Source organism: Mucilaginibacter lappiensis, assembly GCF_900155965.1.
In the GTDB taxonomy this organism is placed as follows: domain Bacteria; phylum Bacteroidota; class Bacteroidia; order Sphingobacteriales; family Sphingobacteriaceae; genus Mucilaginibacter; species Mucilaginibacter lappiensis.
The window spans coordinates 281,591-305,902 of sequence record NZ_FTMG01000003.1; the positions used below are offsets into that span (position 1 = coordinate 281,591).

Here is a 24,312-nt window from a genome sequence, read left to right on the forward strand (position 1 = left end):
ATCTATAAATGAAACAGGTACACCGGCGGATCAAGCAGTTTACCATTGGTATCCTTTAGTGCAAATAATGTTTGCTTGCTGTTGGCCTCATTGGCTGTGTAATATCCGCTAAACTCGTAAAAGCCTTTTTTAAGATGCAGTAATGCTTTTTGCGGCTCTACATAAGTATTCTTTTCACCTGCGATGAGCAATTCATTATCCAGATATAAGGTGGGGCTAACCTCAAAACCCGATGTTAGCTCATAATCACCTTCGGTGTCAATTTTAATCAGACCACTAAATTTAACCAGGGTCACATCGTCAGTACTTACCGGTAATATCATAGGAACGGCTGTTGTTATTACGGTTACCGAAACAGGCGTAACAGCTTCCAGCTTGGCATAATTATTTTCTTTAGCCTTGAAAATTTTATAACCCAACCCTGGTTTCAACTCGGCTATACCAACCTCCCTGGGTTTAATTTTTATATGTTTTATAGTAGCACTTTGTAATATATGCTGCGTGTTCAGATTCCATGTGGTATAGGTTTTCAGCTGCAGGCTATCCTTCAATGTAACGTCGATATTCAAAGGGAATGCCACTGCTTTAGCTGTACTATCGGGCATTTTACCGTTGAGCGAGTATCTTATCTGTGCTCCTGATAAAGGGTATTGCAGCGTTTGTTTAAATCGGTCGGCATTGGTAGTAATATGATCGATATCCACAATATCTGGCAGGCGCGCATTGAGGTTCCAGAGTTTAAAATAAGGGTACTGCTGTTTCATTTTGTATTCAAAACGATCGATGTTCTTATCTTCTTTGCTGCTCCAGGCCAGTTCGGCCACGGCCAGCGCACGCGGGAAAACCATATATTGGAGATGGGCGGCGTTGGGTATCTTTTCAGTCCAGATATTACCCTGTGCACCTAAAATATAGGCAGCTTCGGCAGGTGTCAACTGGCTCGATTGTGGTTCATAGTTATATACCATTTGCCAGGTAACCGGCGGGTTCCAGCCTATGGGTTCCAATTGTTCGTTAGCTTGCGGCGCGTCGAAATACATATAGGGCAACGGCGTCATCACTACGTGGTGGTGCATGCGGGCTGCTTCAATCCCCCCGGCTTCGCCCTGCCAGCTCATCACTGTTGCCGATTCTGCTAAGCCGCCTTGTAATATCTCGTCCCAACCTACCAGCTTTTTGTTTTTGGAGATCAGGAATTTCTCGATGCGTTTAATAAAATAGCTTTGAATCTCCTTTTCGTTCTTCAAGCCTTCTTTTCTCATCAGTGCAACCGCTGTAGGGCTCTTGAGCCAGTCGGCCATTTCGGCTTCATCGCCGCCTATGTGTACGTATTGATTCGGAAACAGGGCAATCACTTCGGTCAGTACATCTTCCATAAACTTAAAGGTATACTCGCTGGGGTCCAGCATGCGTACCCGGTGTTTGGCCCCTGTAGAATCCTTGCAGCCCAATTCGGGATAGGCAAATATGGCGGCTTCGCTATGACCCGGCATTTCAATTTCGGGTAATATGGTCACAAACCTGTCCTGCGCGTATTTGATTACATCGCGGATCTCGGCTTTGGTATAAAAACCATCGTTACCGCCGTCAACCAGGTTATCCAGTTTGCGAAACTTCCCTTCTTTGGCATAATAGGCTATTCTGGAGCCTACTTCGGTCAGCTTTGGATATTTATCTATCTGGATACGCCAGCCCTCATCATCAGTTAAATGCCAGTGCAATACATTCAGTTTATAATGCGCCATCACATCAATATATTTTTTCACTTCGTCCACCGTAAAAAAATGGCGGCATACATCAATGCTCAAGCCACGCCACTGAAAACGAGGTTCGTCACTAATAGCACAAACGGGAATCAATAGCGGTTTAGCGGCAACCGAAGGCAACAATTGGATAAGCGATTGCACACCATAAAAAATCCCGCCGCCCTTACCGGATATGGTTATTTTACCTGCGGTAACACTCAGTGCATATGCACCATCGGCTCCTTTGAGGTTACTGCTGATCAATCTTATAGCTGTTGATGAAGGTATCTGGGTATAAACTTTCAGCGTTAACTGCAATTTATAATATTGTGCCAGGTAGCCTTGTAAATATTTACCTATCACGGCGCTTTCTTTATCAACCCCAATAACAGCTTTACTGTTCAACACAAAGTTGCCTTTTTGTGTTGTTAAATGCAGCGGCTGTGGAATGACGTGTATTTGAGCAGTCGAGATTTTTACGTTTAGGCCCAAACAGGCTATTATTAAAAGCAGATATATTTTGCTGAAACGAATCATAAAAGAAATATAGGTTTAAATTTTAACCGTGATGTTCCTGCGGTACAGGATCCAAACCGGTATAAAAATGATGATCACGGTAAAGATAGCCGAAATAAGCGAGGCATTCTCTGGCGAAAAATTTGGCGTAAGCAGATGAAAGTACATATACGACCAGATATTGGTTTGGTGCCCATTGTCCGTAACCGGGATAATGGAAAGGATAGCGGGAATAACATCGGCCAGCACATAAGCCGCTATAGCATTACGACCAAAAGCCAGGAATGGTGGCAACAGTTTCCTATAACCCTTCACATCGATCAGCCAATAAGAAACTGCCAGGATAATGATAGCCAGGCCTGCGGTGAACAAGACAAAGGAGCTTGTCCATAAAGATTTGTTGATGGGGAAAAACGTGTTCCAGATCAATCCGGCCACAGCCAGCAACGCTCCTGCATTCGTTAACCGGATTATCTGGCTGCCGGTTTTCAGTCGATCACTTTTGAGCCAGGTACCGGTAAGTACACCGATGAGGCAGGTACCGATAGCGGGAATAGTGCCCAGTAAACCTTCCGGGTCCCAGGTTTTGGATGCGCCCCAAAGGTGGTTTGGGGTAAATATCAGCCTATCCACCCAGGCACCCAGGTTAGTTTCGGGGTTAAGATTGGCATGACCGAAACCGGGTACGGGAACCAAAGTCATGAGCAGATAATACCCGATTAAGCAAACTGCGGCAATAGTTATCTGTGTGAGGGTATTGGTTTTAATATACAATACCGCGGTAATGCCAAAAACAATACCGATGCGCTGCAGCACACCAGGGAAACGTAAATGAGTAAATTGAAAATCGCCGATGAGCGGTAAACATATCCCCAGCAGCACAATTATAATGGTACGGCGCAGGATGGATAACATCAGCTTCGGATGACCTGCCACATCTGTTTTTTTGGCCTGCATGGCATAAACTATAGATACGCCCACCATAAATAAAAAGAAAGGGAAAACCAGATCGGTTGGTGTACAACCGTTCCATTTGGAGTGTTCCAGCGGCCAGTAAATATGGCCCCAATCGCCGGGATCGTTCACCAGTATCATAGCCGCTACGGTAAATCCCCGAAAAAAATCGAGCGATAGTAAGCGCGGACGGTTAATACTAGTGGCTTTATCGCCAACGATGGTGTTTGCCATACTTTTATTCTCTGTTGATCAATCCTTAAAATCTGTTTAAAAACGATAACTATTCATTGCCGTTGACTTTAGTCAACGGTAAAAGAAAGCACCATTCCGGGCTTCAGCCCAATTATTCAAACGACTTTTGGCTAAAGCCGCTTGTTCTCAATCATTGCCGTCGACTAAAGTCGACGGCAATGATTTATATGGTTCATAATACGATCTAAATTAAATTTAGATAAGCTTCTTAGTTTACGTGCTTGCCAAAAGTTTTTAACGTATACACAAAATGGTAGGTGCCTGAGCCCACATTCAAATGTTCATCGTTCCCTATTTTTTGTATCCCGGTAATTTCCTTTTCGGTATTGATATCGAGGCCATTTTCGGTAATTTGGTCGGTTACCGATGGCAGCACAATCTCGGCTGTGGCATTGGGTGGCACAATAACATCCAACGTAAATATACCATTATCAATGCTCCATGCCGATTTTACTCTACCATACAATGTTTCCAGCTCGGCCTGTGCACTGGTCAATTTACCACCGGGGTGCGGAGAAATGATGATCCGATGAAAGCCCGGTGAGTTTTCGTCGGTATTGATACCGGTTATTACGCGGTACATCCAATCGCCAATGGCACCATAAGCATAATGGTTAAAGGAGTTCATCCCAGGATCTTCAAAACTACCATCAGGTTTGATGCCATCCCAGCGCTCCCAAATAGTGGTAGCGCCGTGTTTTACCGGGTACAGCCATGATGGGTACGATTCTTTCATCAGCAGATCATAGGCAATATCGGTATGGCCAAAACGGCTCAGCACATGGCAAATGTAGGGTGTTCCTAAAAAGCCGGTGGTGATATGCTCGTCATAGTCCTGGATATTATTTACCAGTCTTTTTGCTGCCGACTCGCGTAAATTTTCGGGCAGCAGATCGAAATTAAGCGCCAACACATAGGAGGTTTGCGTACCCGATATCATGCGGCCATTAGGGGTTACGTACTCGCTCTGGAAGGCTTTTTTGACATTATACAGTAGTTGGGTATATTTCTGCACATCATCGCCCCTTTTCAATATTCTGGCCGCGTTGATGAGTAATTGGGTAGAATAGGCATAGAATGCCTGGGCTATCAGGTTTTTATCGGTCAGTGCTGCGCCGTCCTCATAATTGGTTCCGGCATAAAACAGCCAGTCGCCAAAGTGGTTACCGGTATCCCAAAGGTAATTTCGGCTATGCAATTGAATATAGCCCACCCAGGCTTTCATACTTTCATATTGCTGCTGCAATACCTGCTTATCGCCATAAGCCAGGTAAATAGTCCATGGGGCAATGGTGGCTACATCGCTCCAACCCGAGGCGGCGGAAGAAACACTATCCAATACATTAGGGATCACATAGGGTACGGCCCCATCCCTATGCTGATCGGCGGAAAGGTCTTTTAGCCATTTGGTAAAAAAGCCAGCTACATCCATGTTAAAAGTGGCGGTACGGACAAAAGCCTGAGCATCGCCCGTCCAGCCCATGCGTTCATCCCGCTGCGGGCAATCGGTAGGCACGTCGATAAAATTACCCTTTTGCCCCCATTGTATATTATGCTGGAGTTGATTAACCAATGGATTTGAGGTAGAGAACTTACCCGTTTGTGCCATATCTGAATACAAAGCATAGGCGGCAATGTTGGTAGAATCAAGCGGCCCGCTATAGCCCACCACCTTTAAATACCGAAAGCCCTGGAAAGTAAAATGTGGTTCATAGCTTTCTACACTGTCACTTTTAAACACATAGGTGATCTCCTGTTTGGCAGTACGCAGGTTTTTGGTATAGAAATTACCTTTCTGATCAAGCACTTCGGCGTGGAATAGCCGGATGGTATCGCCTGTTTTGGCTTTTAACTTAAACTGTACCCAGCCCACCAGATTTTGCCCAAAGTCGATCACCTTTTCTCCGGCAGGAGTGGTGAACACTTTAAGCGGTAAAAACTTTTCGTGTTTTTTTACTGTTGGACCAATGGTAGTAATCAGGTTGCTTTTGATGCTTTCGTCTGTTTTTACCGTATCCCAGGTAGCATCTTTGTATAAAGGCTCTGTCCATCCGCTCTTTTCTTTACGGGCATCGTACACCTCACCATCAAAAAACGACGATGAGCGGATGGGCCCATAAGCTACCTTCCAGCTTTTGTCTGATGTGATCAGCTCACGTTTGCCGTTGGTATAAACTATCTCGAGTTGATATAACAGGGCAAGTTTTTTGCCGTAGACATTCTTTTTGCGATTGTACGTATAGCCCCGGTACCAGCCGTCGCCAATAGTTACGCCGGTAGCGTTTTCGCCTTTCCGGAGCAGGGAAGTAACATCATACACCTGGTATTGCAGGCGTTTGTTATAGCTTGTCCAACCGGGTGCGAAGTAATCGTTTCCTACCCTTTTACCGTTTATCTGTGCTTCAAATACGCCATGAGCAGTGATATATAAATGGGCGGCGCGTATTTTACGATCGAGTTTAAACGTTTTGCGGAACATAGGACTCGGGCCGCCAGTGGTATCAGACTGGTAATTATCCTGGATCCATTTGGCCGACCAGTCTTCCTGTTTCAGCAAACCCATTTTCCAGAAGTTCACCATGCTCCAGGGCGTTACCTGGTTTTTATTATTCCAAACGCGTACCTGCCAGTAACATTTTTCGCGGGAAGTAAGCATCGGACCACCGTAATACACATGTGCCGACTCATCCGAGGGAACCTTGCCCGATGTCCAGATCAGATCCTTGCCTTTGGTTAGCGATACCGCATTGGTACCTACCCGTATTTCGTAATAAGTTTGCTGTATGTTACGATCCTGGGTTATTAGTTTCCAGCTCATGCGCGGGTTGGCCGCGTCAACAGCTATCGGGTTAATTTTATATTCACATATTAAATTATCAACCCTAAAGTTAACAGGCACATTTTGGGCCTGTGCAAAACCCCGGCAACAAATAAAAAGTAATATTACGATACTCAGGCCCGCCTTTTTGAGCGCGCCTGTTTCGGCTATGTAATTCATGCTACTAAATATAGCTTAAGAACGGTTTTTGTTTGTATATATAACATATTTTTTAGCCTCAAAAGTAAATATGATGGCATTGTTACAAATACTGTTTACACTACATATAAACGTATTATGACCCCATAAAGGTTTTTCAGGGTCATAAATACCTGTTAATGTTCCAATTGTCCTTCGTTTAACGGATACTGGAAAAGCAAACGGATATTGGTATAAGCAGCTGAGTTTACATTCCAGTATGGTTTTTTAATCGCTTTTTCCCTGGCGCCATGGGCCGTCATTACCGCTACGGCTTTCCCGGTACGCAGGAGATCAAACCAGCGGTGGTTTTCGAAGCATAGTTCAATTTGCCTTTCATGCGCCACAGCCGTACGAAAATCTTCCTGGTTAGCCACGTTCAGCGTAGCATCGGTATTACCGGCGCTTTTATCAGGTAAGCCGGCACGTTCCCTTACCAGGTTTAAATATCTAAACGCATCACCGCCGCCTGCAAAGCCTTGCTCATTTAAACATTCGGCCAGCATCAGGTAAACATCGGAGTAACGGTATACCGGGAAATTATTACCGGTGATACCTTTAACCGCACCTACACTCTGGTATTTTTTAATGTAAGGCATGATGATACCATATTGGTCTGATGTAAAGGTTTCATCAACCGAAGCGGCTCTTCTTTTATCATCGGGCTCATAGGCATCCAGTAAGTCCTGAGTTGGTATGTTCCAGCCGTTTTGGGCACCATTATCCAATGTATGCCCAGTTACCGACGTATCATATACATCCCAGGGTGCAAACGTGTCAATAAAATCGCTGCCTAAACCATTAGGCCCCTCAATATACTGGATCTCAAATATCGATTCGGGGCCGTTCTCTTTGGTGAGGTCAAAATTATCGGCGTAATTAGCGTTTAAACTGTAAACATTCGAAGCGATAATAGCACGTAGCAGCGGCACAGCCAGATCAAATTTTTTCTGGGTCATGTATACTTCAGCCAACAGGGTTTCGGCTGTGCCTTTGGTAACCCGCCCCTTATTGCCTAAACCCGAATAACTAAGCGGCAACTTGGCTATTGCGTCAGTAGCATCGGCTATGATTTGTGTGTACACATCGGCAGCGTGCGCTTTGGTAGCTACTTTATAGGCATCTCCTACCGATTGGGTTTCTGTTAACACCAGTGGTACATCGCCAAATATACGCACTACGTTAAAATAATTAAAGGCGCGTAAAAAACTGGCCTGGCCACCTATAGTATCGGATATCGCAGCAGGCAATTTAGCTGCGGGTAACCGGGCCAAGATCACATTACAACGACCTATACCGGTATAGCTGGACTCAAAAAAAGCACCTACCATATCATTATTATTCAGTTCCCTGAACTCGTCTATCTCCTCCTTATTGGTACCAGAGCGATCGTCCGGGTCAAATTCATAGGAGGTATTGTCTGACCGCATTTCGCCCATGGCCCAAAAAGTACCATTATATAGTCCCTGTAACGGGGCATAAGCTCCATTGACAGCCTGGGTAAACTGGGCGGGTGTTTTATAAAAACTTTCGGCGTTTTGGGTCGAAGTAGGCTGACGGTCCAAATAATCCTTTTTGCAACCGGCTATCCCGGCAGCGGTAAGGATCAAAAAAAGATATATATTTTTCTTCATGACTTCAGTGTTAGTTCATTAGTTTATTGGTTCATTAGTTTATTGGTTTAGAAATCTTTGCTCTTTGTTCCAATAATCCTCTAAAAGGTTACATTACAGCCCACTGTATATACAGCCGAAACCGGGTAACCGGTAAAATTCACATTCGGTGAAAGCGATCTGTTCCCTTCCTGGCCATCGATACCCACCTCGGGATTACCACCTCTGTAGCCGGTAATCAGGATAGTATTTTGAGCGCTGAAATAAACCCTGAAATTTTTACTAAACTTGGTTTTAAAGTTGTATCCAAAGTCAATATTCTTCACCATGAGGTAAGAGTTGCTTTCCACCCAGTAAGAGGGATAATAATCGCGGGCCAGATTAGTATTGGATACCGTTGTTGGTAAAAGCCCAGCACCTGGCTGACTGGCAGAGCGCCAACGCTGTATAACAGATTGCTCCACATTAAATACCCCATCCAGATTGGTAGTAAATTGTTTGTATACGTCAAACACATGACCGCCTACAGAACCAGCCGAAATGATATTCATATCGAACCTTTTGTATGACAGGTGGTTGTTAAAGCCAAAGGTGAATTTTGGCCAGGGATTGCCTATAGTGGTTTGATCCTTACCATCAATCACCCCATCACCATTTACATCCTTGTACCGGATATTGCCCACCTGTTCGCCATCAAAATGCGGGTATTTGTCCAATTCGGCCTGGTTCTGAAATATTCCCTGGAATATATAACCGTAAAACTGCCCAAGTGGTAACCCTACCTTAGTTATATTGGTTGGGTTATCATTGGCAGGGGCATCATATATTTGTTGTGTTGGACCCAAACTCAATACCTTATTACGGTTAAAAGATATATTCATATCTGTACTCCAATTAAACCCGCTGCCCACAATATTTTTGGTGGTTAAAGTAAACTCCCAACCCCGGTTACGTACGTTGCCCACGTTTGATAAAGCGTAGCCATAGCCCGATACTATAGGTACCGGAATATATTGCAGCATTCGCTGGGTATAGCGGTTATAATACTCGGCAATTAAATAGATACGGCCTTTCAGCAGCGAAAGATCCATGCCTATATCCAATTGTCTGGTAGTTTCCCAGCCCAGGTCTGCATTGCCCAATGTAGTTATGGATTGGCCTGGTGCAAGGCCACCGCCAAAGGTGTAATTGGTTTGATCAATTGATCCGATGTAATCATAGTTACCTACATTATTATTACCGGCAAGACCATAACTGGCCGTGAATTTCACCTGTTCAATAGCCGGTATTTTTGGAAAGAAGGATTCGTCAGAGATACGCCATCCACCAGATACCGAAGGGAATGTACCCCATCGGTGTCCCGGGGCAAACCTGGAAGAACCATCACGCCGGATAGATCCGCTTAACAAGTATTTATCTTTATAAGCATAATTTACGCGGGCGATGAGTGATAATAACCGCCAGTCCTGATCATTATTAGCATCCTTTGGTGCTGTTATAATGGTTGCAGCCCCAATTGACTTGACAACATCATCCGGGTAACCAGTTCCGAAGGTAAAACGGTTCTGATCCGTTTCCTGTTGAATGGAATAATCGCCAAATACGGTTAAAGTATGATTACCCCATGTTTTTTTATAGTTAACGGAATTTTCATTAAGCCAGTTAAGAGAATTTACAGAGGTAACTGAGCCAATTGCCTTAGCCTGTGTACCATCAATATTATGATTATTGAATCCTCCCAGGAACGATGGTCTGAAATAATCCTGTGATTTGGTTTGGTAATCAACCCCAAAGGTTGATCTGGCGGTTAAACCCGGAATGATCTGCCACTCTGCATAGGTATTGGCTAGTACACGAAATTCGTTTCGTTTATTAGTGGTATTTACCAGTTCGCTTACCGGGTTGGCATTTTGAAATGTACCGGGCGAACCCACTACATTGGTATACGAACCATCGGGCTGCTTTACAGGTACCAGCGGACTTTCCAGATAAGCCTGACTCAATACCCCAGAAAGAAAGTGACCATCTGTTTCCTGTAAATTCCGAAGGCTGTAGGTAGGAGCAATGCTTAGGCCAACTGTTACATTTTTGGCCACTTCAGCATCCATATTCCCTTTTAGAGAATATCTTTTAAAACCGGTATTCAGCACCGTACCTTCCTGGTCAAAATAACCTAATGAAAATAGCGATCTAACCTTATCTGTTCCATTGGCAATAGTCACATCATAATTTTGCATTGGGGCCACCCGGGTAACCGCATCAAACCAATCGGTACCTTTGCCCAGTGATGCCGGATTTTTATAAGCATCTGGTATGGGATCATTGGTGCCATTAATCTTATTGGCGTCCTGTATAGCCTCCGTACGCCATTGCGCAAACTGAGAGGCGGTCATCATTTTGAGTTTGGTTTTTGGCAATATGGTCTGTATACCTGTAGATGTATTTACGGTAACTGACGATTCGCCTTTTTTAGCCCTCTTCGTGGTGATCAGTATAACGCCATTTGCCCCGCGAGAACCATATATAGCTGTAGACGCAGCATCTTTTAACACACTAATATTTTCGATATCATCGGGATTGATGGTGCTCAGCGGATTAGAATACTGGTCAAAGCCCGGAGAGATGGGAAAACCATCGATCACATATAGCGGATCGTCGCCAGCACCAACAGAGCCAGCTCCGCGAATATTGATAGAAACGCCACCACCCGGAGTACCTGTTACCTGGTTCACGGTTACACCAGCCAGTTGCCCTGCCAGTTTCAGATCAACACTGGCTGCTTTAATCTCTTTAATGTTAGACATTTTAACTGTCCCTACAGCGCCGGTTACATCTTTTCTTTCCTGATTACCATAGCCTACCACCACCACTTCGTTTAACTGCGTTTTATCCTCTTCTAATATCACATCGATAGAGGTTCGTTTATTTACGGGTTCTTCCTTAGTTCTGAAACCTACAAAAGTAAATTCCAATACCGCGTTATCATCAGCCTGTAAACTAAATTTGCCATCGATACCTGTGATTGCCCCTATGTTTGTTCCTTTTATTTTCACATTAACGCCCGGCAACGGCTGATTTTGGGAATCCTTTACCTGGCCAGTTATGGTTATGGGCGCTTGCGCCGGACTAACCATAATAACCGCCTCTTTTTTGTTGACAATGATGGTTTTATTGTCAATGGTATAGGTTAATGGTTCATTTTTAAAGCACTGTTGAAGTGCCTCTTCTAACGAGACATCCTTTAAGGATAAAGTAACGGGCCTGGCTCCTTTAATATCATGATATTTGTAAAAGAAATAGTACCCGCTTTGCTTTTCAATAGCCTTAAATACCTTTTCAATTGCCGTATTGCTGATACTTAGCGTAATGGTTTGCGAGAAGCTTTTGGCGCTAAGCTGCAAGCAGCCGATAATAACTAATAAGACCGTTAACTTCATGGTCAAAAACAGTTTTGAGGTTGATGTACGGGGCACGTAAAATACTTTACCCCTAAAGTTTAATTGCATAACTTCGTCGTGTTTGGGTTAATGTGTCTGTTAATGAAACTCAGTAAACTTGATCCAATCTTTTACGCCGGGAGTGTTGCCGCACTTCCGGTTTTTTTATGAATGATCAAGATGGGGAGACTGTTATTGGCTGGGTTGGTGGTTGATCATCATATTATTTTATTGCTGTTTAAAATTTGGTTAATTATGGGGTTACTGTTATTTTTTTATTCTCTACCTTAAAATGCACGTGGTTAAGCTGCAGTATATGCAGCACCTGCGATAGCTTTACATTACGTTCAATTTTACCTACAAACTCATCATTGGGTATTTTACCTTCATATACTACTTCAACATCATACCAGCGACTTATCTGTTTCATGATATCATAGATGCTTGCCCGTTTAAACTCAAAAAAGCCATTTTTCCAGGCAATCGTCTGCGCTACATCAACTTCTGCTATCTGTATGTTATCCCCTTTTACTATACCCTGCTGCCCGGGCTTAAGCAAGCTATTCGAGTTGCCGTCATGGAGTTGAACAGCTCCCTCCAGCAGGGTTGTTTTTATAGCGGGTTCGTCCTGATAGGCCATTATGTTAAAATGAGTCCCTAAAACCTTCACCTGCATATGACCAACCTTAACGGTAAAGGGACGGGAAGTACTTTTTGCAACTTCAAAATAAGCCTCACCCATGAGCTCCACATTACGGTTATTGCCTGCAAAAGCGGTAGGAAATTTTAATGACGATGCCGCGTTTAACCATACTTTGGTACCATCGGGAAGAATTACCTGGTATTGGCCTCCCCGCGGAGTGCTGATGGTATTCCAGGAGAGGGGTTCATTTTCTGTTTGCCCATCACCTTTATCCGCGGTGTACTGGAGTTGCCCGTCTCTGGTTTTTTGAATACTGATATATCCTTTTCTGGCCAGGGTTCCAATCTTAGCAGAGTCGAGCACCAGTTTGGTTCCATTTTCGAGTGTAAGTATGGCTTTGTTATTCCCGGGCTCGGCATCATGTTTAGCTAGCCGGGAATCTTCTGCCTGGAGTGTTTGTTTATGCGCATAGTAATATGCTCCAACCCCAATAAAAATTAATATGATGGCTACAGCAGCTACCTTACGGAATGTAAGAAAATGTCGAACTTTTGCTTTTTGCTGTTCACGTACGGCCTGTTGTAAACGGTTCAGCATTTTGTTTTCGAGCTGCTCTTTTACACCCAGCATCGATTCATCCCATTGATTTTGATTGGGTTGAAAACTTTCGAAAAGATTCAGCAATAACTGTTCTTCTTCGGCAGAGGCTTGTCCGTTCAGGTACTTATCAATCAATTGTAGTAATTCCTGTTGCTGCACGCGGATTTGGTTTTTAAGGGAGAGTGTAAAAAGCGATACATCCCCTACTCCATCAGTAAAAAAATTTCACCGGTTAATTGGCGGTTAAATAATATTAATAAATTGAAGAAATGCGTGTATTATACTGAATAATAGCTATATGGTGTAAGTTATTTCTCGAAATCGTAAACCTGTGGTGGTATTTTTCCCGTATCTGTGGTACACATCTATCTAAACTTCCTTTTATGGTACGCAGGTTCATTAATTTTGCAATAGCCACAGAAAGTTCTCTGGTTAAATGGAAAGTAAAAAACGGCCTTAGCATATTGCGGGTTTCTTTAGGCATCGTTTTTATCTGGTTTGGGGCCATCAAGTTTTTCCACGGGCTAAGCGCGGCCGAGGTAATTGCCGGGAAAACCATTTATAAATTAACCTTTGGACTTGTAAAACCCATTGTAGCGCTACCTATATTGGCCTGTTGGGAGTGCACCATAGGTTTAGGGTTGATATTTAAACGATGGCTCAGCTTTACTTTATTACTGCTCTATTTTCAAATGGCTGGAACTATGCTGCCTCTGTTCTTTTTTCCGCATGATACCTGGACAGCCAATATTTTTGTACCTACTTTACTAGGGCAGTACATCATCAAGAACCTGGTACTGTTATCGGCGGGTGTAGTTATTGGTGCAACGGTGCAAGGTGCCTGCTTAATGGAGAAAGATGAATTGATTAAAACCCCGGAAAGCCTGATCTGTTAGGTCACACCCCTATTTTTTAATAAAAAAATACAATAACAGTGGCAATATGCCTCCCATGGAAGTGCGCAGATACCGTAATGCCTTAGTGAGGTGATTTTCGACGGTTTTGGTAGATATATTTAGTTGCGATGCTATTTCTTTGTGGCTTAAGCAATCTTCACGACTTAGCTTGTATACTTCCCTGCATTTTTCGGGAAGGTTATTTACGATAGCGCTTACCCTGGTGCTCAACTCTTTATACTCCATGCTGTCATAAGCATCGGGACTACGGATATAGCTTAAAGCCTCATCAAAAATATCCGCCCGAATTGGCCCCTTGCGTATCTGCCGGTAAACCTCGTAACGAATACAGGCATACAGATAAGCTCTAAGCGAAAACATGATCTGCAATTGATGGCGGTTATTCCAAAGCTTGATAAACAGTTCCTGGATAATATCCTCACAGGCATGACTATCTTTTAAAACATGATAGGCCGAAGTGTATAATAGCTCCCAATATCTTTTATAAATAAGTGCTAATGCAGTTTCGTCATCCAGTTTCAGACGATCTATCAGCTGTATATCGCTTAAAGCTATTTTGGCAGGCATATTTATAACAAGGGCTAAAAGTTAAACCATAAGCTAAATTGAGTTTACATTAACTGAATATACATTTAAATAACTCCACCACAAAATCCACCTGTAGCACAATCAGTTACATTTTCAACAAATTTTATCCGGATTGGTTGCGTTAAATTAAAATGAATTTAAAATTCAGTTAAATAACTATCCAAAACAAAAGGGGCCGCTTTTCAGCGGCCCCTTTGTTACTTATTGGAGATATATTTATGATAAAATGCCGTTGGCCAAAGCCAGTTCTTCGGCAGTTACCGTGTGCTGCCGACCCTTATATATTTTCAGGGTAACGTTGGCGTTGAGCTTTTTTATCAGACTCACGGTTTCGTTTACGCGGCTCACGGGCACATGCGGATCAGGATCGCCGGTGGTAATGAGTATCGGTGTTTGATTAAAATCGCCCTGGTAATTTTCGTTCATCAGCTTTTCACCAATTAATCCCCCGGTAAAAGCTATCACACCTCCATACCTGCCGGCATTACGGGTCACATACTCAAGCGTTAAACAGGCTCCCTGGGAAAAACCGAGGAAATAGATGTTCTCCTGCAAGATGCCCTGCTGTTTTATATCCTCTACCAAACTACCGATCATCTCCAGTGCCGAATCCAAAGCAGGCTGGTTATTACTAACCGGTGCCATAAAGCTATAGGGGTACCAGCTATGTTCTGTAGCCTGTGGTGCAAAAATGGCATAATCATCCAACTGCAGGTGATCTTTCAAAGTAAGGATACTTACTGCCGATGCTCCGCGACCATGCAGCATGATCATAGCTTTTTTAGCCTGATCTGCGGGAACTCCCGCTGTAACTATCTGTTTACGATGTGTGTACATGACGTTATATTAATGAAGGTAACGATTTTTCAAGATCCTCGCGTATATTCTCATATTGTGCAGGCAATTTTAAACCGCTGCCCAATTGCTCAACCGGCTCATCAACAGAAAAACCCGGGTTATCAGTAGCCAGTTCAAACAATACACCACCTGGTTCGCGGAAATACAAGGAGTAAAAGTAATTCCTGTCTATCTTATCGGTGATATGTAAACCAAGCGCGGCTATCTTTTCGCGGTATTGCATCAATATCTCCTCGTTTTTAACCCGGAACGCTACGTGGTGTACCGAACCTCCGGCTACATGGCCAGCAACCTCACCCGCCACTTCAACCAGGTCAACTATGGCCGCGTTATCAACCGCATCAGTTACAAAACGGAAACGGTTTACATGCTGTTCCAGTAATTTATAGCCAAACACATCGGTTAGTATTTTAGCGGTAGCATCTATCTTATTGGTAGTTATAGTGATGTTGTGGAAACCACGGGTAGCATTTTCTGCTTTAACCTCTGTAGTTTCCCAGGGGAGTCTTTTATCGGCACCCTTGGGTACTATCAGTTCCAGCTTTAAGCCATCGGGATCCAATAAAGTAAGATATTGCTCGCCAAATTTTTCGGCCGGTTTGTTATACAGCACATTATTGGCTTCCAATCTTTTTAACCAAAAATCCAAACTCCCTTCGGGTACGCTGTAGCCAATTTCGGTAGCCTGACGTGCACCTCTTCTACCGGCTGTAATACCTTCCCATGGAAAAAACGTAAGGATAGTGCCAGGTGTACCAAATTTATCGCCATAATACAGGTGATAAGTTTGCGGATCATCAAAATTCACTGTTTTTTTAACCAGCCTTAAACCTAAAACACGGGTATAAAAATCATAGTTCTTTTTGGCGTTACCTGCAATAGCAGTAATGTGGTGGATGCCGTTTATTGTATTTTCCATTGTTGTCCTTTCGTGATCAAAAATTAATAATTGTTTTAATTGATGATTCAAAGTTACCGTGTAAAACAGGGTTTACACTTGATGTAGGATAAGAAATAAAAGGGGGGAGTTGGAACAAGGATTTTTCTTGGGAGTAAGGATTAGGGGAACAAAGAGCAAAAATTGTATTCAAACTAATTTGGATATATATTCAGGCCCTTTAACGTTATGTCTTTGTTCCCAAAATCTTTGCTCTTTACTCCAAAAGTCTACACCGCGTTCCTGGGCATGTAGAAGATAATAATACAGGCTCCGATCAAGGCCATAGCAGCGCCAATGATGTCATATTTATCCGGGCGGAAACCATCAACTTTCCAGGCCCATAGCAAGGCCAATACGATAAATATACCACCGTAGGTAGCGTATACCCTGCCAAAGTTGGCGGTTTGCCAGGTGGCTACAACACCGTAAAGGGCTAGGATTACACCACCCAATAAGCCATACCACAGCGGTTTGCCTTCTTTTAGCCATTGCCAAACCAGGTAACCGCCGCCTATTTCAAACAGCCCGGCCAGTATAAAAATAAGTAATGATCTGATGACGGCCATTTATCCCTCTGCCTTTGTACTAAATAAGAATACCGCCGATTCACCCAGGATCACCTGGTCGCCTTCATTCATGGGATGGCCGATCTGCGTGGAGTTCAGCTTGATCATTTTACCATCTGCGGCAATGTGGATCTTGGTTTTGTTACGTGGAGGCACACCGCCTTCATCGGCAAATATCATAAAGCACTCCGAGTCTTTATTCCACTCAATATGAGCATGCTGGCGGCTAATGAATTTATTGCTCTCATCCTTACTGTCTGCCGGAAAAACCAGTTTGTTTAACCTGTATGATCCGTTATCCGTAACCGCTTTTTTATCGCGCCCGATGTTTATTTTATCGTCGGTAGCTTTGATCATGTATTCTCCCTGCTCAGCCTCTCCGTTCAATATCCGGATATAAGCCACTGCCGATGAAGCATTATGCATTACCTGCCGACGGGTGTGCATCAGGAAAGCAGCATCCAGATCAGGGATCGGGGATGCTTCCAATGGAAGCTCATCAACAAAATCTACTTCAATTGTCCAATCAGACGGCAAATCAAGTGCATAATCGTCGGCTATTTTTTGTACTTCGTTCCTGAACTTTTCTTTATCGTGCACATAAACAGCCCCCTCATACAGGTGCTTATCTTCAGGACTGGCCGCTATATAAAGCAACAGTTCCTTGATATGACCACCCTCGCCGCCTTCTATTTTTTGCAATGCTTCTTTGATAAAACGCAAAAGGGCATCGCGTAGACTTTTCACATCCCAATCGCGTTTTTCGCCCTTATTTTTGAATAATTTAAATGCCATTTGTTAAATTTTAACCTCTAAAAGAGAAACTCTAAATTCTAAGAAACTGTTTTCATATATCCTTGCTCCTTACTCTCCAAATCCTTGTCCCTTAGTCCAAAAGTCCTTTATCTGAAAATCCAAAAATCTTTGCTCCCTTTACTGCGTGGTATCCTCCGGGAAATTTATTTCCTCCGATGGTTGTACTTTCTCACGAACCACTGCTTTTTCAGGGTCGAGACTTTTCATATAGCCTTTTTTCAATAAAAGCGGGATGATGTGATTACCCGCTAGCCGCACCGCATCTGACGAGCCCCGTGTAGATTCGATACGGATACAAACCACCATATTACCTGTGCCTTTAGCCTCTGGTGCAAAAAACACATACCAGCCATCATTTACGCTTTTGTTTTTCACAATCCGCTCGGGCGTACCGCTTTTACCGGCCACTGCTATATGCAATATAGGCACTTTCGGTGCACTTTGTGCTATCATATATTGTTTCAGCAAAGCGGCATACTCTGGTTTTTCGGCCAGTTTAAAGGCGGGCTTTACAGCTATTGCCGTATCATTGATCTTGAGTACAAAACGGTTGGGGTGCAGCATTCCCTCATTAGCCACACCCGATATTAGTCTGGCTACAGCTGCCGGTGTTGCGATCAGCTCCCCTTGCCCCCAGGCCATACCCGATATACCCTTGGCCCTGGTTTTATGGATATTGTTAGGGTCATAGCGCGGCCTGGTATTAAATTCGGTTTTACGCCACAAGCTGCGCCATTTCTCTTCCTGATCGGCATTTTCTGGCGGTTTATTATAGTAATAGCCGCCTACGCCATGTAAAAACATACCTGTTTTTAAGTACAGGTTCCCCATATACTCTTCCAGGTGTTGCTGATTGGCCAGTTTGATAAAATACACGTTGTTTGATTTGGCAATGGCCCTTGCCATGGTAATCATCCCTGTTTCATCGGGTTCAATACCTTTGGTACGGATGCGTTCTTCGGTACTTACATGGTACACCACATCGGCAGCGCCAATACCCAGCTTATTAAATGCCGACATAGCCGTGAGCACCTTCGCTGTTGATCCTGGTTGCGAGGCATAAGTAAAACCCAGATCAGTCGTGGTCATCCAGGTAGCCAGTTTATTCTGATCAGCCTGCGACATGGTCAATTGATCCCAGTTATGCACCGGTGGTAATGGATACACCGCCGAAGCCAGCACATCACCAGTATTGGCTTCCATCACCACCACCGAAACCCGGTTATCCTGTAACGACGTATCGGCGGCTATGGCCTGCTGTATGCCGGTTTGCAGCTCGGCATCTACCGTAAGCTGCACATCGCGATTCTTGTTTTTAAAGGCTGCTATTTCCGGGCCGTTAATATCAGCCAGCAACAGCGGAGCCAATGCACTGTAATCGCGCTTACTCACCGTCATCTCTTTCATGCCACGGGGTAAAAAGCGATCCTCCTGGTAGTGGGACGCCTTTACATTATAGCTGGTGATGGGCATCTTAAATCCGCGTAGCTCGGCAGCGTGCTCGTATTCGGCAAAGTAGCCGTTGGTGCTGCCGTTGAATACGCCCGTATTTTCGTCACCCGTCCAGAAGAACATATTTTCTTCAAAGGGATAATACCGCTCCAAACGCTTGTGCATAGCAGAATCCAGATCATAATGCATGATGCCTGTAGCAGCCAGTTTTTCTTTTTGCTTTTCTATCAGTTCCGGTTTGCTGGTAGCCAGTATCAATCCATTACGATCCAACAATGAGCCTGCCTGTAGTTTATTCATCAAAATGGCAATACGCGGATTATAGCTGAACATCCTCAAGCCACTTTTATCGGCAACCAATGCCGGTTTTACTACCCAATGTTTATTATCGGCGCTGTAGCGTGATACATTTACGGTGAGCAAGACCACCGCAGCCAAAGCAGCCGTAAGGGCGGGCACCAGGTTTTTATCCTGCTGTTTGGTGATAAAGCTCATTTGCACCTGCGTGCCTTTTACGGAAGATACGGACAGCAGAAATCCTGCCGCCACCATATTGATCACAAGTGATGATCCGCCATAACTTTCAAACGGCAGAGATACCCCAGACAAAGGCAGCGCCCCGATCGAGCCGCCGGCTATAAGAATGAACTGCACAAAACTACAAACACCTATACCCGCGCTGAGATAAAACAACAGCGGTGTACCTGTTTGCCGACCTATAATGATAGACCGATGCAAGTAGACCAGGAATAATATAAATATAGCGGCCATACCTGCCCAGCCAAACTCTTCGCCAATAGATGGCAATATCATATCGGTATGTGCCTCGGGAATAGTTTTGGCAAAACCCTGCCCTACACCAGTACCGCTTAAGCCACCACTGGCCATGGCCCAAAGTCCGTTAGCGACCTGGTCGCCGCCATATACTTCATTGTTCCAGGGATCCTGCCAGATGGCTTTGCGTTCTGTTAATCGTTCTACAGGGCCGGGAATGATCTTGTCCAGACCTGGTATTTTATCGATAGTTAAAAACGCAGTGATCACGATCAAAGCCATAAATGACGATTCGCTCAGTAAGCGGGGTTTTAAGAAACCTATAATACCCCATACGCCAAAGGTGATGGCCGCACTAATCCACACATTTTCAAAAAGCCAGGTGGCCAGTACAAATAATATTACGTAAGCGGCCATGTACATAAAATCGCCGCGCGAAAAGGAGAACAGGATAATGAACGTAAAGCAGATCACCATCGCAGGGCCTAAATCGCCCAGTACCAAAAACAGCAGCAAGATAATCACCGTAGCGATAAGAGCGAAGGAAAAAAACGCCCAGCGCTTACCCCAACTGGCATATTGACTAATAAATTTCTCATTAGCGGCAAAAAAGCCGGCCAGGAATATCATGATCAGGTATTTCACAATCTCGCTGGGCTGCACCCCCAACAGGTTCACCTTTACCCCGCTACCTTCGGGACCGGTACCAAATAAAATAGTGCCGAACAATAAAGCCATAGCTACCAACGCCCAGGGCCAGCCATTAGCCGCGCTGCGCGCGCCTTTAAAAAATAGTAAACGGTATAGCGTTGAATCGGCATTAAAACGGCGTAGGTTGAAGAATTGCAGGATACAGATACCAGCTATGCCGATACCTAAATACATTAAGGTATCTTTAGCCAAAAAACGATCGCGCAAAGGATCTTGCAAACTCAGTAAGGTGAGTATGGAAATACCGGTGAGCAGCATGATCAGCGGCAAAATCAATTGATCGGCCTGTGGATAACGACTGCTGAGCAACAGATGTACGATCACGAAACCTGCAAGAAAGCTTCCTACGATGATCCAGTACCATTCATTAAACTCCTCATGGGTACGTACAATGAAGGCGCCCTCTTTTTTCAGGATATTAAAATCGCGGGTAGATAATAGTTTTATAGTATGCGGAGCTTGAGTAAAATTGAGTATTTTATCTTTATCCAGTTCCACCACACCCTGTGAGCGGCCAAATTCAAAACCGGGCTGCAACGGCAACAATTCAAAGGCTTTACCCGTGGGCAAGTTTTTAAATGCATAATGGCCTTCAGCATCGGTACGGGCAAAGGCTGTTAGTGACTGCAGCTGGCGTTTTTTATCTGCATTGATCACATAAGTTTTTTTATAAGCGGGTGATGCTTGCGTGGTTGCCCCCCTTGACGTGGTTTCTTCATCGGTATAGATACTGTCCTGCGGTAGTATCATGTTTAACCTTACCAGTACGCCACCAATGGGTTGTTCTTTGTGATGAATAGTTCCTGATATGCTATATTCACCCAAACCCAGATCAGTTTGTGCTGATAATTGTGGTGGATGAATACGCTCCTGCGTAAACCGTGCAGAATCATCACCAGTATAACCCAATAAAGAACGGGATACGAGCACCCTTTTTTTGAAAGATTCGCCACCATTGATAAAAGCATCATCGGCATTTACATAATACCGGCGTTTGTTCAACTCGCCTGCGTTATCGATCACTTCACCTGCATTTACTTTGGAAGCAATGGTGGCGCGGATGTAGTCAACATCTTTAGGATCATCAAAATAATAACCCTTTTGTAACAGGGCGGCCACATTACGGGCGGTGTTAGGTGTGTTGAGATTAACAATAGTGCCATCCTGAAGCCGCTTATCCACATCAACAAATTTCTGTTGCAGCACAAAATAAAGCTTGCCAAAAAGCATAACCAGTATAATACCCGTCAGCAATAAAAACAACCGCTCCATTCCCCTTCCAGGTGACTTATCCATTTTGAGAATTAAAGTTAGAATCAAGAGTCAAGAACCAAGAGTCAAGAGCTAATATTTTGGAATTAGAGTAAAGAAAATATCTCATCATACTATTATTTTTTCTTGATTCCTGATTCTTGATTCTTGCTTCCCGGTAAGCTGTCTATTTTGAACATGCCTCCAAACAATCTGCCTGAAACCTGTTTATTGGCAGGGAAGCTGTACGATGTTTGCACAGGTGCTTCACAATTATTAAATACCACGTGTTTTAATACCAGGGCATCGTTATGCGTAGTAATTGTTATTTTGAACCCTTCAAAAGCTACGCTATCCAGCACGATAAACTTACAGGTAGCCGCCAATGTAAGCGCAGGTCCGTGATATAAGGAATCGCGTTTAAACAGTATGTTTCCTTTGGCTTTAATATACAGACTGTCGCCATCAATATGCAGGCTATCGGTTAAAACAATAGGCTCTGGGTAATCAGCAGCAGACAATATGAGCGTTTTGCCTTTCAATTTGTTGATAGTATCCTGCAGTTTGATTTCCTGTGCATTTTTTACTTTAACGTGTGTTACATACGTTTTCACGGGATTTTGCTTCAACTGATAATTAAGCCAAAACTGCCATAAAAAACCTGCTAAAGCCAGTGCAAGTAATATAAAAAGCACGATCATGCTACCTCGGTTGCTTTTTTGCCTTACCGGTATGGTAGCAGGGCCGTCGGGTAATTTGGGTTGTGCCAATGGGTCGACGATCTCATCGGTAACTTTCGCGACTGCCGTTGCCGGACGAGTTGCACTATGCTGCCGCGGGGCCTTGTCATTTTGAACCAGGGCTACGGTAACATTGTCTTTTCCGCCTTTGCTATTGGCGGCGTCTATCAACCTTTTGCCTTTCTCTTCAATAGAGTCACTACCCGTCAGTATAGCGGTAATAAGGCTTTTGTCCACCAGGTCGGTCAAACCATCACTGCAAACCAGCAGGGTATCACCGGGAAGAAAGGGTGAATGCCCGGTCTCTACAAAATCCGGATCTTTGGATATTTCGGGATTAAACCCAAGCGCCTTATTGATCTCGTTCCGTTTAGGGTGATCCATGGCCGCTTCTTCCGTCAATCGCCCGGAATCTTCCAGAAAGCCTACGAACGAATGGTCTTTAGATATCTTAATGAGCGTATGATCGCGGAGCAGATATAAACGAGTATCGCCTACATGTGCATAGTAAAACTGGTTGTTCTGAATATCGATAACAGCCAGCGTAAGCACACAAGCCATGTTCTCTAATTGCTTGTCCGTTTTCTTTTTGTCGTATATTTTTTGGTTGGCTATATTGATGGTATTTACCAGCAGAGGCACCACATCACCAGCAATATAAGATAACTGTTCCAGGATACACTCGCGTGCTATATCGGCTGCCACTTCGCCCCCCACGTAACCACCTACGCCATCAATTACGCAGGCAATAATAAAATTGCCGTCGCCGGATTTTTGGGCAATAAAGGTATCCTCATTATTATCCCGCTGCCGGCCAATATCTGTTATTCCGAAAAAATTATTTGCCATGGTTTTTACTGGAATTTTTGATGTCGATAAAATGGGCCATTAATAATAAAACGCCTATTGCCAACAGCCCGAATGATAATATTTGTGACATTATACTTCGGGTTTAAATAAGTTGATGCCAATGATGCCGTTCAACAATATTTTTGAGTTAAAAGGAAGATCTACCCACTGCGGCGCGTTTACATCGCTGCGGGGCACCTCCTTCTCGTTAATTAAGGTAAGCTCGCCAAAGGAAGCCAGGTAAAATTTACCATCGGCCTTGTTCAATCTGACACGCAGGTGCGGAGTATTTACCCAATCACTTGGCACTTTAAATATGGCGCGCTCTTCGCGGCTTTCTTCGTTGCCTGATACTACAATATCGTCATCCATTATCAGGAACTCCACTTTGCGGCCCACAAACTGTTTATCGGGCATAATGGTATCCAGTCGTGCTAATATCTTATCGCCGGGCCGGTCAATTTCTTTTTCTTTATGGTTTAGATCATAAGCGTAAGGCAGTTCATAATAACCTTCGCTATAATAAGTAAAGCCTTTGAGTATATCATTACTGATATCCAATGTTTGGGCCACACCGGTATGGCGGGGGATGAATGTTACCCGCAAGTTTTCTTCTTTTTTATCACTGCCGGGTAACAACTTGCCGATAAAACCTTTATCGCCTTTGGCATAATCGGGATGCGAAACCAGCCGGAATACCCATTTGGAGCTGGAGGGTTCCACCTTTTTACCTACTTCCTGATACTCGCGCAGCAGCTCGTAGAATTTTTTTACCGATTCATTAACGATGATACCAAAAAGACCAGAGCGGTTGTTGATAAACTCCTGGTAATCTTCTTCGTTAAAGCTGATGATAAATTCGTGGTAAAACACTACGCGATCAGCAAATGAAAGCTGACCGATAGATTCTTTAAATTTTTCGATAATGTATAAATAAACATCATCGGGTGTAAGCGCTTTTATAGTTTCGGCCGCCGCATTGGCTGGTTTCCCGTTTGGTAAAAACCAATCCTGCAGCCCTATCTTTTGCCAGAATGTAGATTTTGGTTCCATTCTTTATGTAATTCTAAA

15 protein-coding genes are annotated in these 24,312 nt (G+C 43.9%); 1 reads left to right on the forward strand and 14 read right to left on the reverse strand.

Annotated features, from left to right (window positions below; translation table 11 throughout):
• Positions 1–2 precede the first annotated feature (2 nt).
• The 6 genes from BW976_RS08480 to BW976_RS08505 form a co-directional block, all read right to left on the reverse strand.
• Entirely contained in the window at positions 3–2,282 is a 2,280-nt protein-coding gene (locus BW976_RS08480) for a beta-N-acetylhexosaminidase (protein ID WP_076372398.1), read from the reverse strand.
• A 15-nt stretch (positions 2,283–2,297) separates the two neighbouring features.
• Positions 2,298–3,449 (reverse strand): acyltransferase family protein, encoded by a 1,152-nt coding sequence (locus tag BW976_RS08485; protein ID WP_076372400.1) that lies wholly within the window; start codon positions 3,447–3,449, stop codon positions 2,298–2,300.
• Positions 3,450–3,678: 229 nt separating this feature from the next.
• Positions 3,679–6,468: an alpha-L-rhamnosidase gene (locus tag BW976_RS08490; RefSeq protein WP_076372402.1), complete on the reverse strand. Its 2,790-nt coding sequence runs from the start codon at positions 6,466–6,468 to the stop codon at positions 3,679–3,681.
• A 155-nt stretch (positions 6,469–6,623) separates the two neighbouring features.
• Positions 6,624–8,120: a RagB/SusD family nutrient uptake outer membrane protein gene (locus BW976_RS08495; protein ID WP_076372404.1), complete on the reverse strand. Its 1,497-nt coding sequence runs from the start codon at positions 8,118–8,120 to the stop codon at positions 6,624–6,626.
• Positions 8,121–8,200: 80 nt separating this feature from the next.
• Complete coding sequence (locus BW976_RS08500) at positions 8,201–11,536, reverse strand: TonB-dependent receptor (RefSeq protein WP_175614077.1); 3,336 nt, start codon at positions 11,534–11,536, stop codon at positions 8,201–8,203.
• A 253-nt stretch (positions 11,537–11,789) separates the two neighbouring features.
• Positions 11,790–12,938, reverse strand: a complete 1,149-nt coding sequence (locus BW976_RS08505) for a FecR family protein (protein ID WP_084192124.1) — start codon at positions 12,936–12,938, stop codon at positions 11,790–11,792.
• A gap of 224 nt (positions 12,939–13,162) precedes the next feature.
• Here BW976_RS08505 and BW976_RS08510 point away from each other — a divergent pair, with 224 nt between their 5' ends.
• On the forward strand, positions 13,163–13,675 hold the full coding sequence (locus BW976_RS08510; protein WP_076372408.1) for a DoxX family membrane protein: 513 nt from the start codon (positions 13,163–13,165) through the stop codon (positions 13,673–13,675).
• Between the two features lie 9 nt (positions 13,676–13,684).
• Here BW976_RS08510 and BW976_RS08515 read toward each other — a convergent pair whose 3' ends face one another.
• The 8 genes from BW976_RS08515 to BW976_RS08550 all read right to left on the reverse strand — a co-directional run bounded on the left by BW976_RS08515 (position 13,685) and on the right by BW976_RS08550 (position 24,294).
• Positions 13,685–14,263, reverse strand: coding sequence for an RNA polymerase sigma factor (locus BW976_RS08515; protein ID WP_084192125.1), 579 nt, complete (start codon positions 14,261–14,263; stop codon positions 13,685–13,687).
• 237 nt (positions 14,264–14,500) lie between these two features.
• The gene (locus BW976_RS08520; protein ID WP_076372412.1) at positions 14,501–15,121 is read right to left on the reverse strand and encodes an alpha/beta hydrolase; all 621 of its coding nucleotides are present in this window, start codon (positions 15,119–15,121) and stop codon (positions 14,501–14,503) included.
• 4 nt (positions 15,122–15,125) lie between these two features.
• On the reverse strand, positions 15,126–16,061 hold the full coding sequence (locus tag BW976_RS08525; RefSeq protein ID WP_076372414.1) for a ring-cleaving dioxygenase: 936 nt from the start codon (positions 16,059–16,061) through the stop codon (positions 15,126–15,128).
• Between the two features lie 248 nt (positions 16,062–16,309).
• On the reverse strand, positions 16,310–16,648 hold the full coding sequence (locus BW976_RS08530; protein WP_076372416.1) for a YnfA family protein: 339 nt from the start codon (positions 16,646–16,648) through the stop codon (positions 16,310–16,312).
• Complete coding sequence (locus BW976_RS08535; RefSeq protein WP_076372418.1) at positions 16,649–17,443, reverse strand: FHA domain-containing protein; 795 nt, start codon at positions 17,441–17,443, stop codon at positions 16,649–16,651.
• Between the two features lie 138 nt (positions 17,444–17,581).
• A complete protein-coding gene (locus BW976_RS08540; protein ID WP_076372420.1) occupies positions 17,582–21,697 on the reverse strand; it encodes an FtsW/RodA/SpoVE family cell cycle protein in 4,116 nt (1,371 codons plus the stop codon).
• Positions 21,698–21,789: 92 nt separating this feature from the next.
• Complete coding sequence (locus BW976_RS08545; protein ID WP_076372422.1) at positions 21,790–23,241, reverse strand: PP2C family protein-serine/threonine phosphatase; 1,452 nt, start codon at positions 23,239–23,241, stop codon at positions 21,790–21,792.
• A gap of 90 nt (positions 23,242–23,331) precedes the next feature.
• Positions 23,332–24,294: a hypothetical protein gene (locus BW976_RS08550; RefSeq protein ID WP_076372424.1), complete on the reverse strand. Its 963-nt coding sequence runs from the start codon at positions 24,292–24,294 to the stop codon at positions 23,332–23,334.
• Positions 24,295–24,312: the final 18 nt, after the last annotated feature.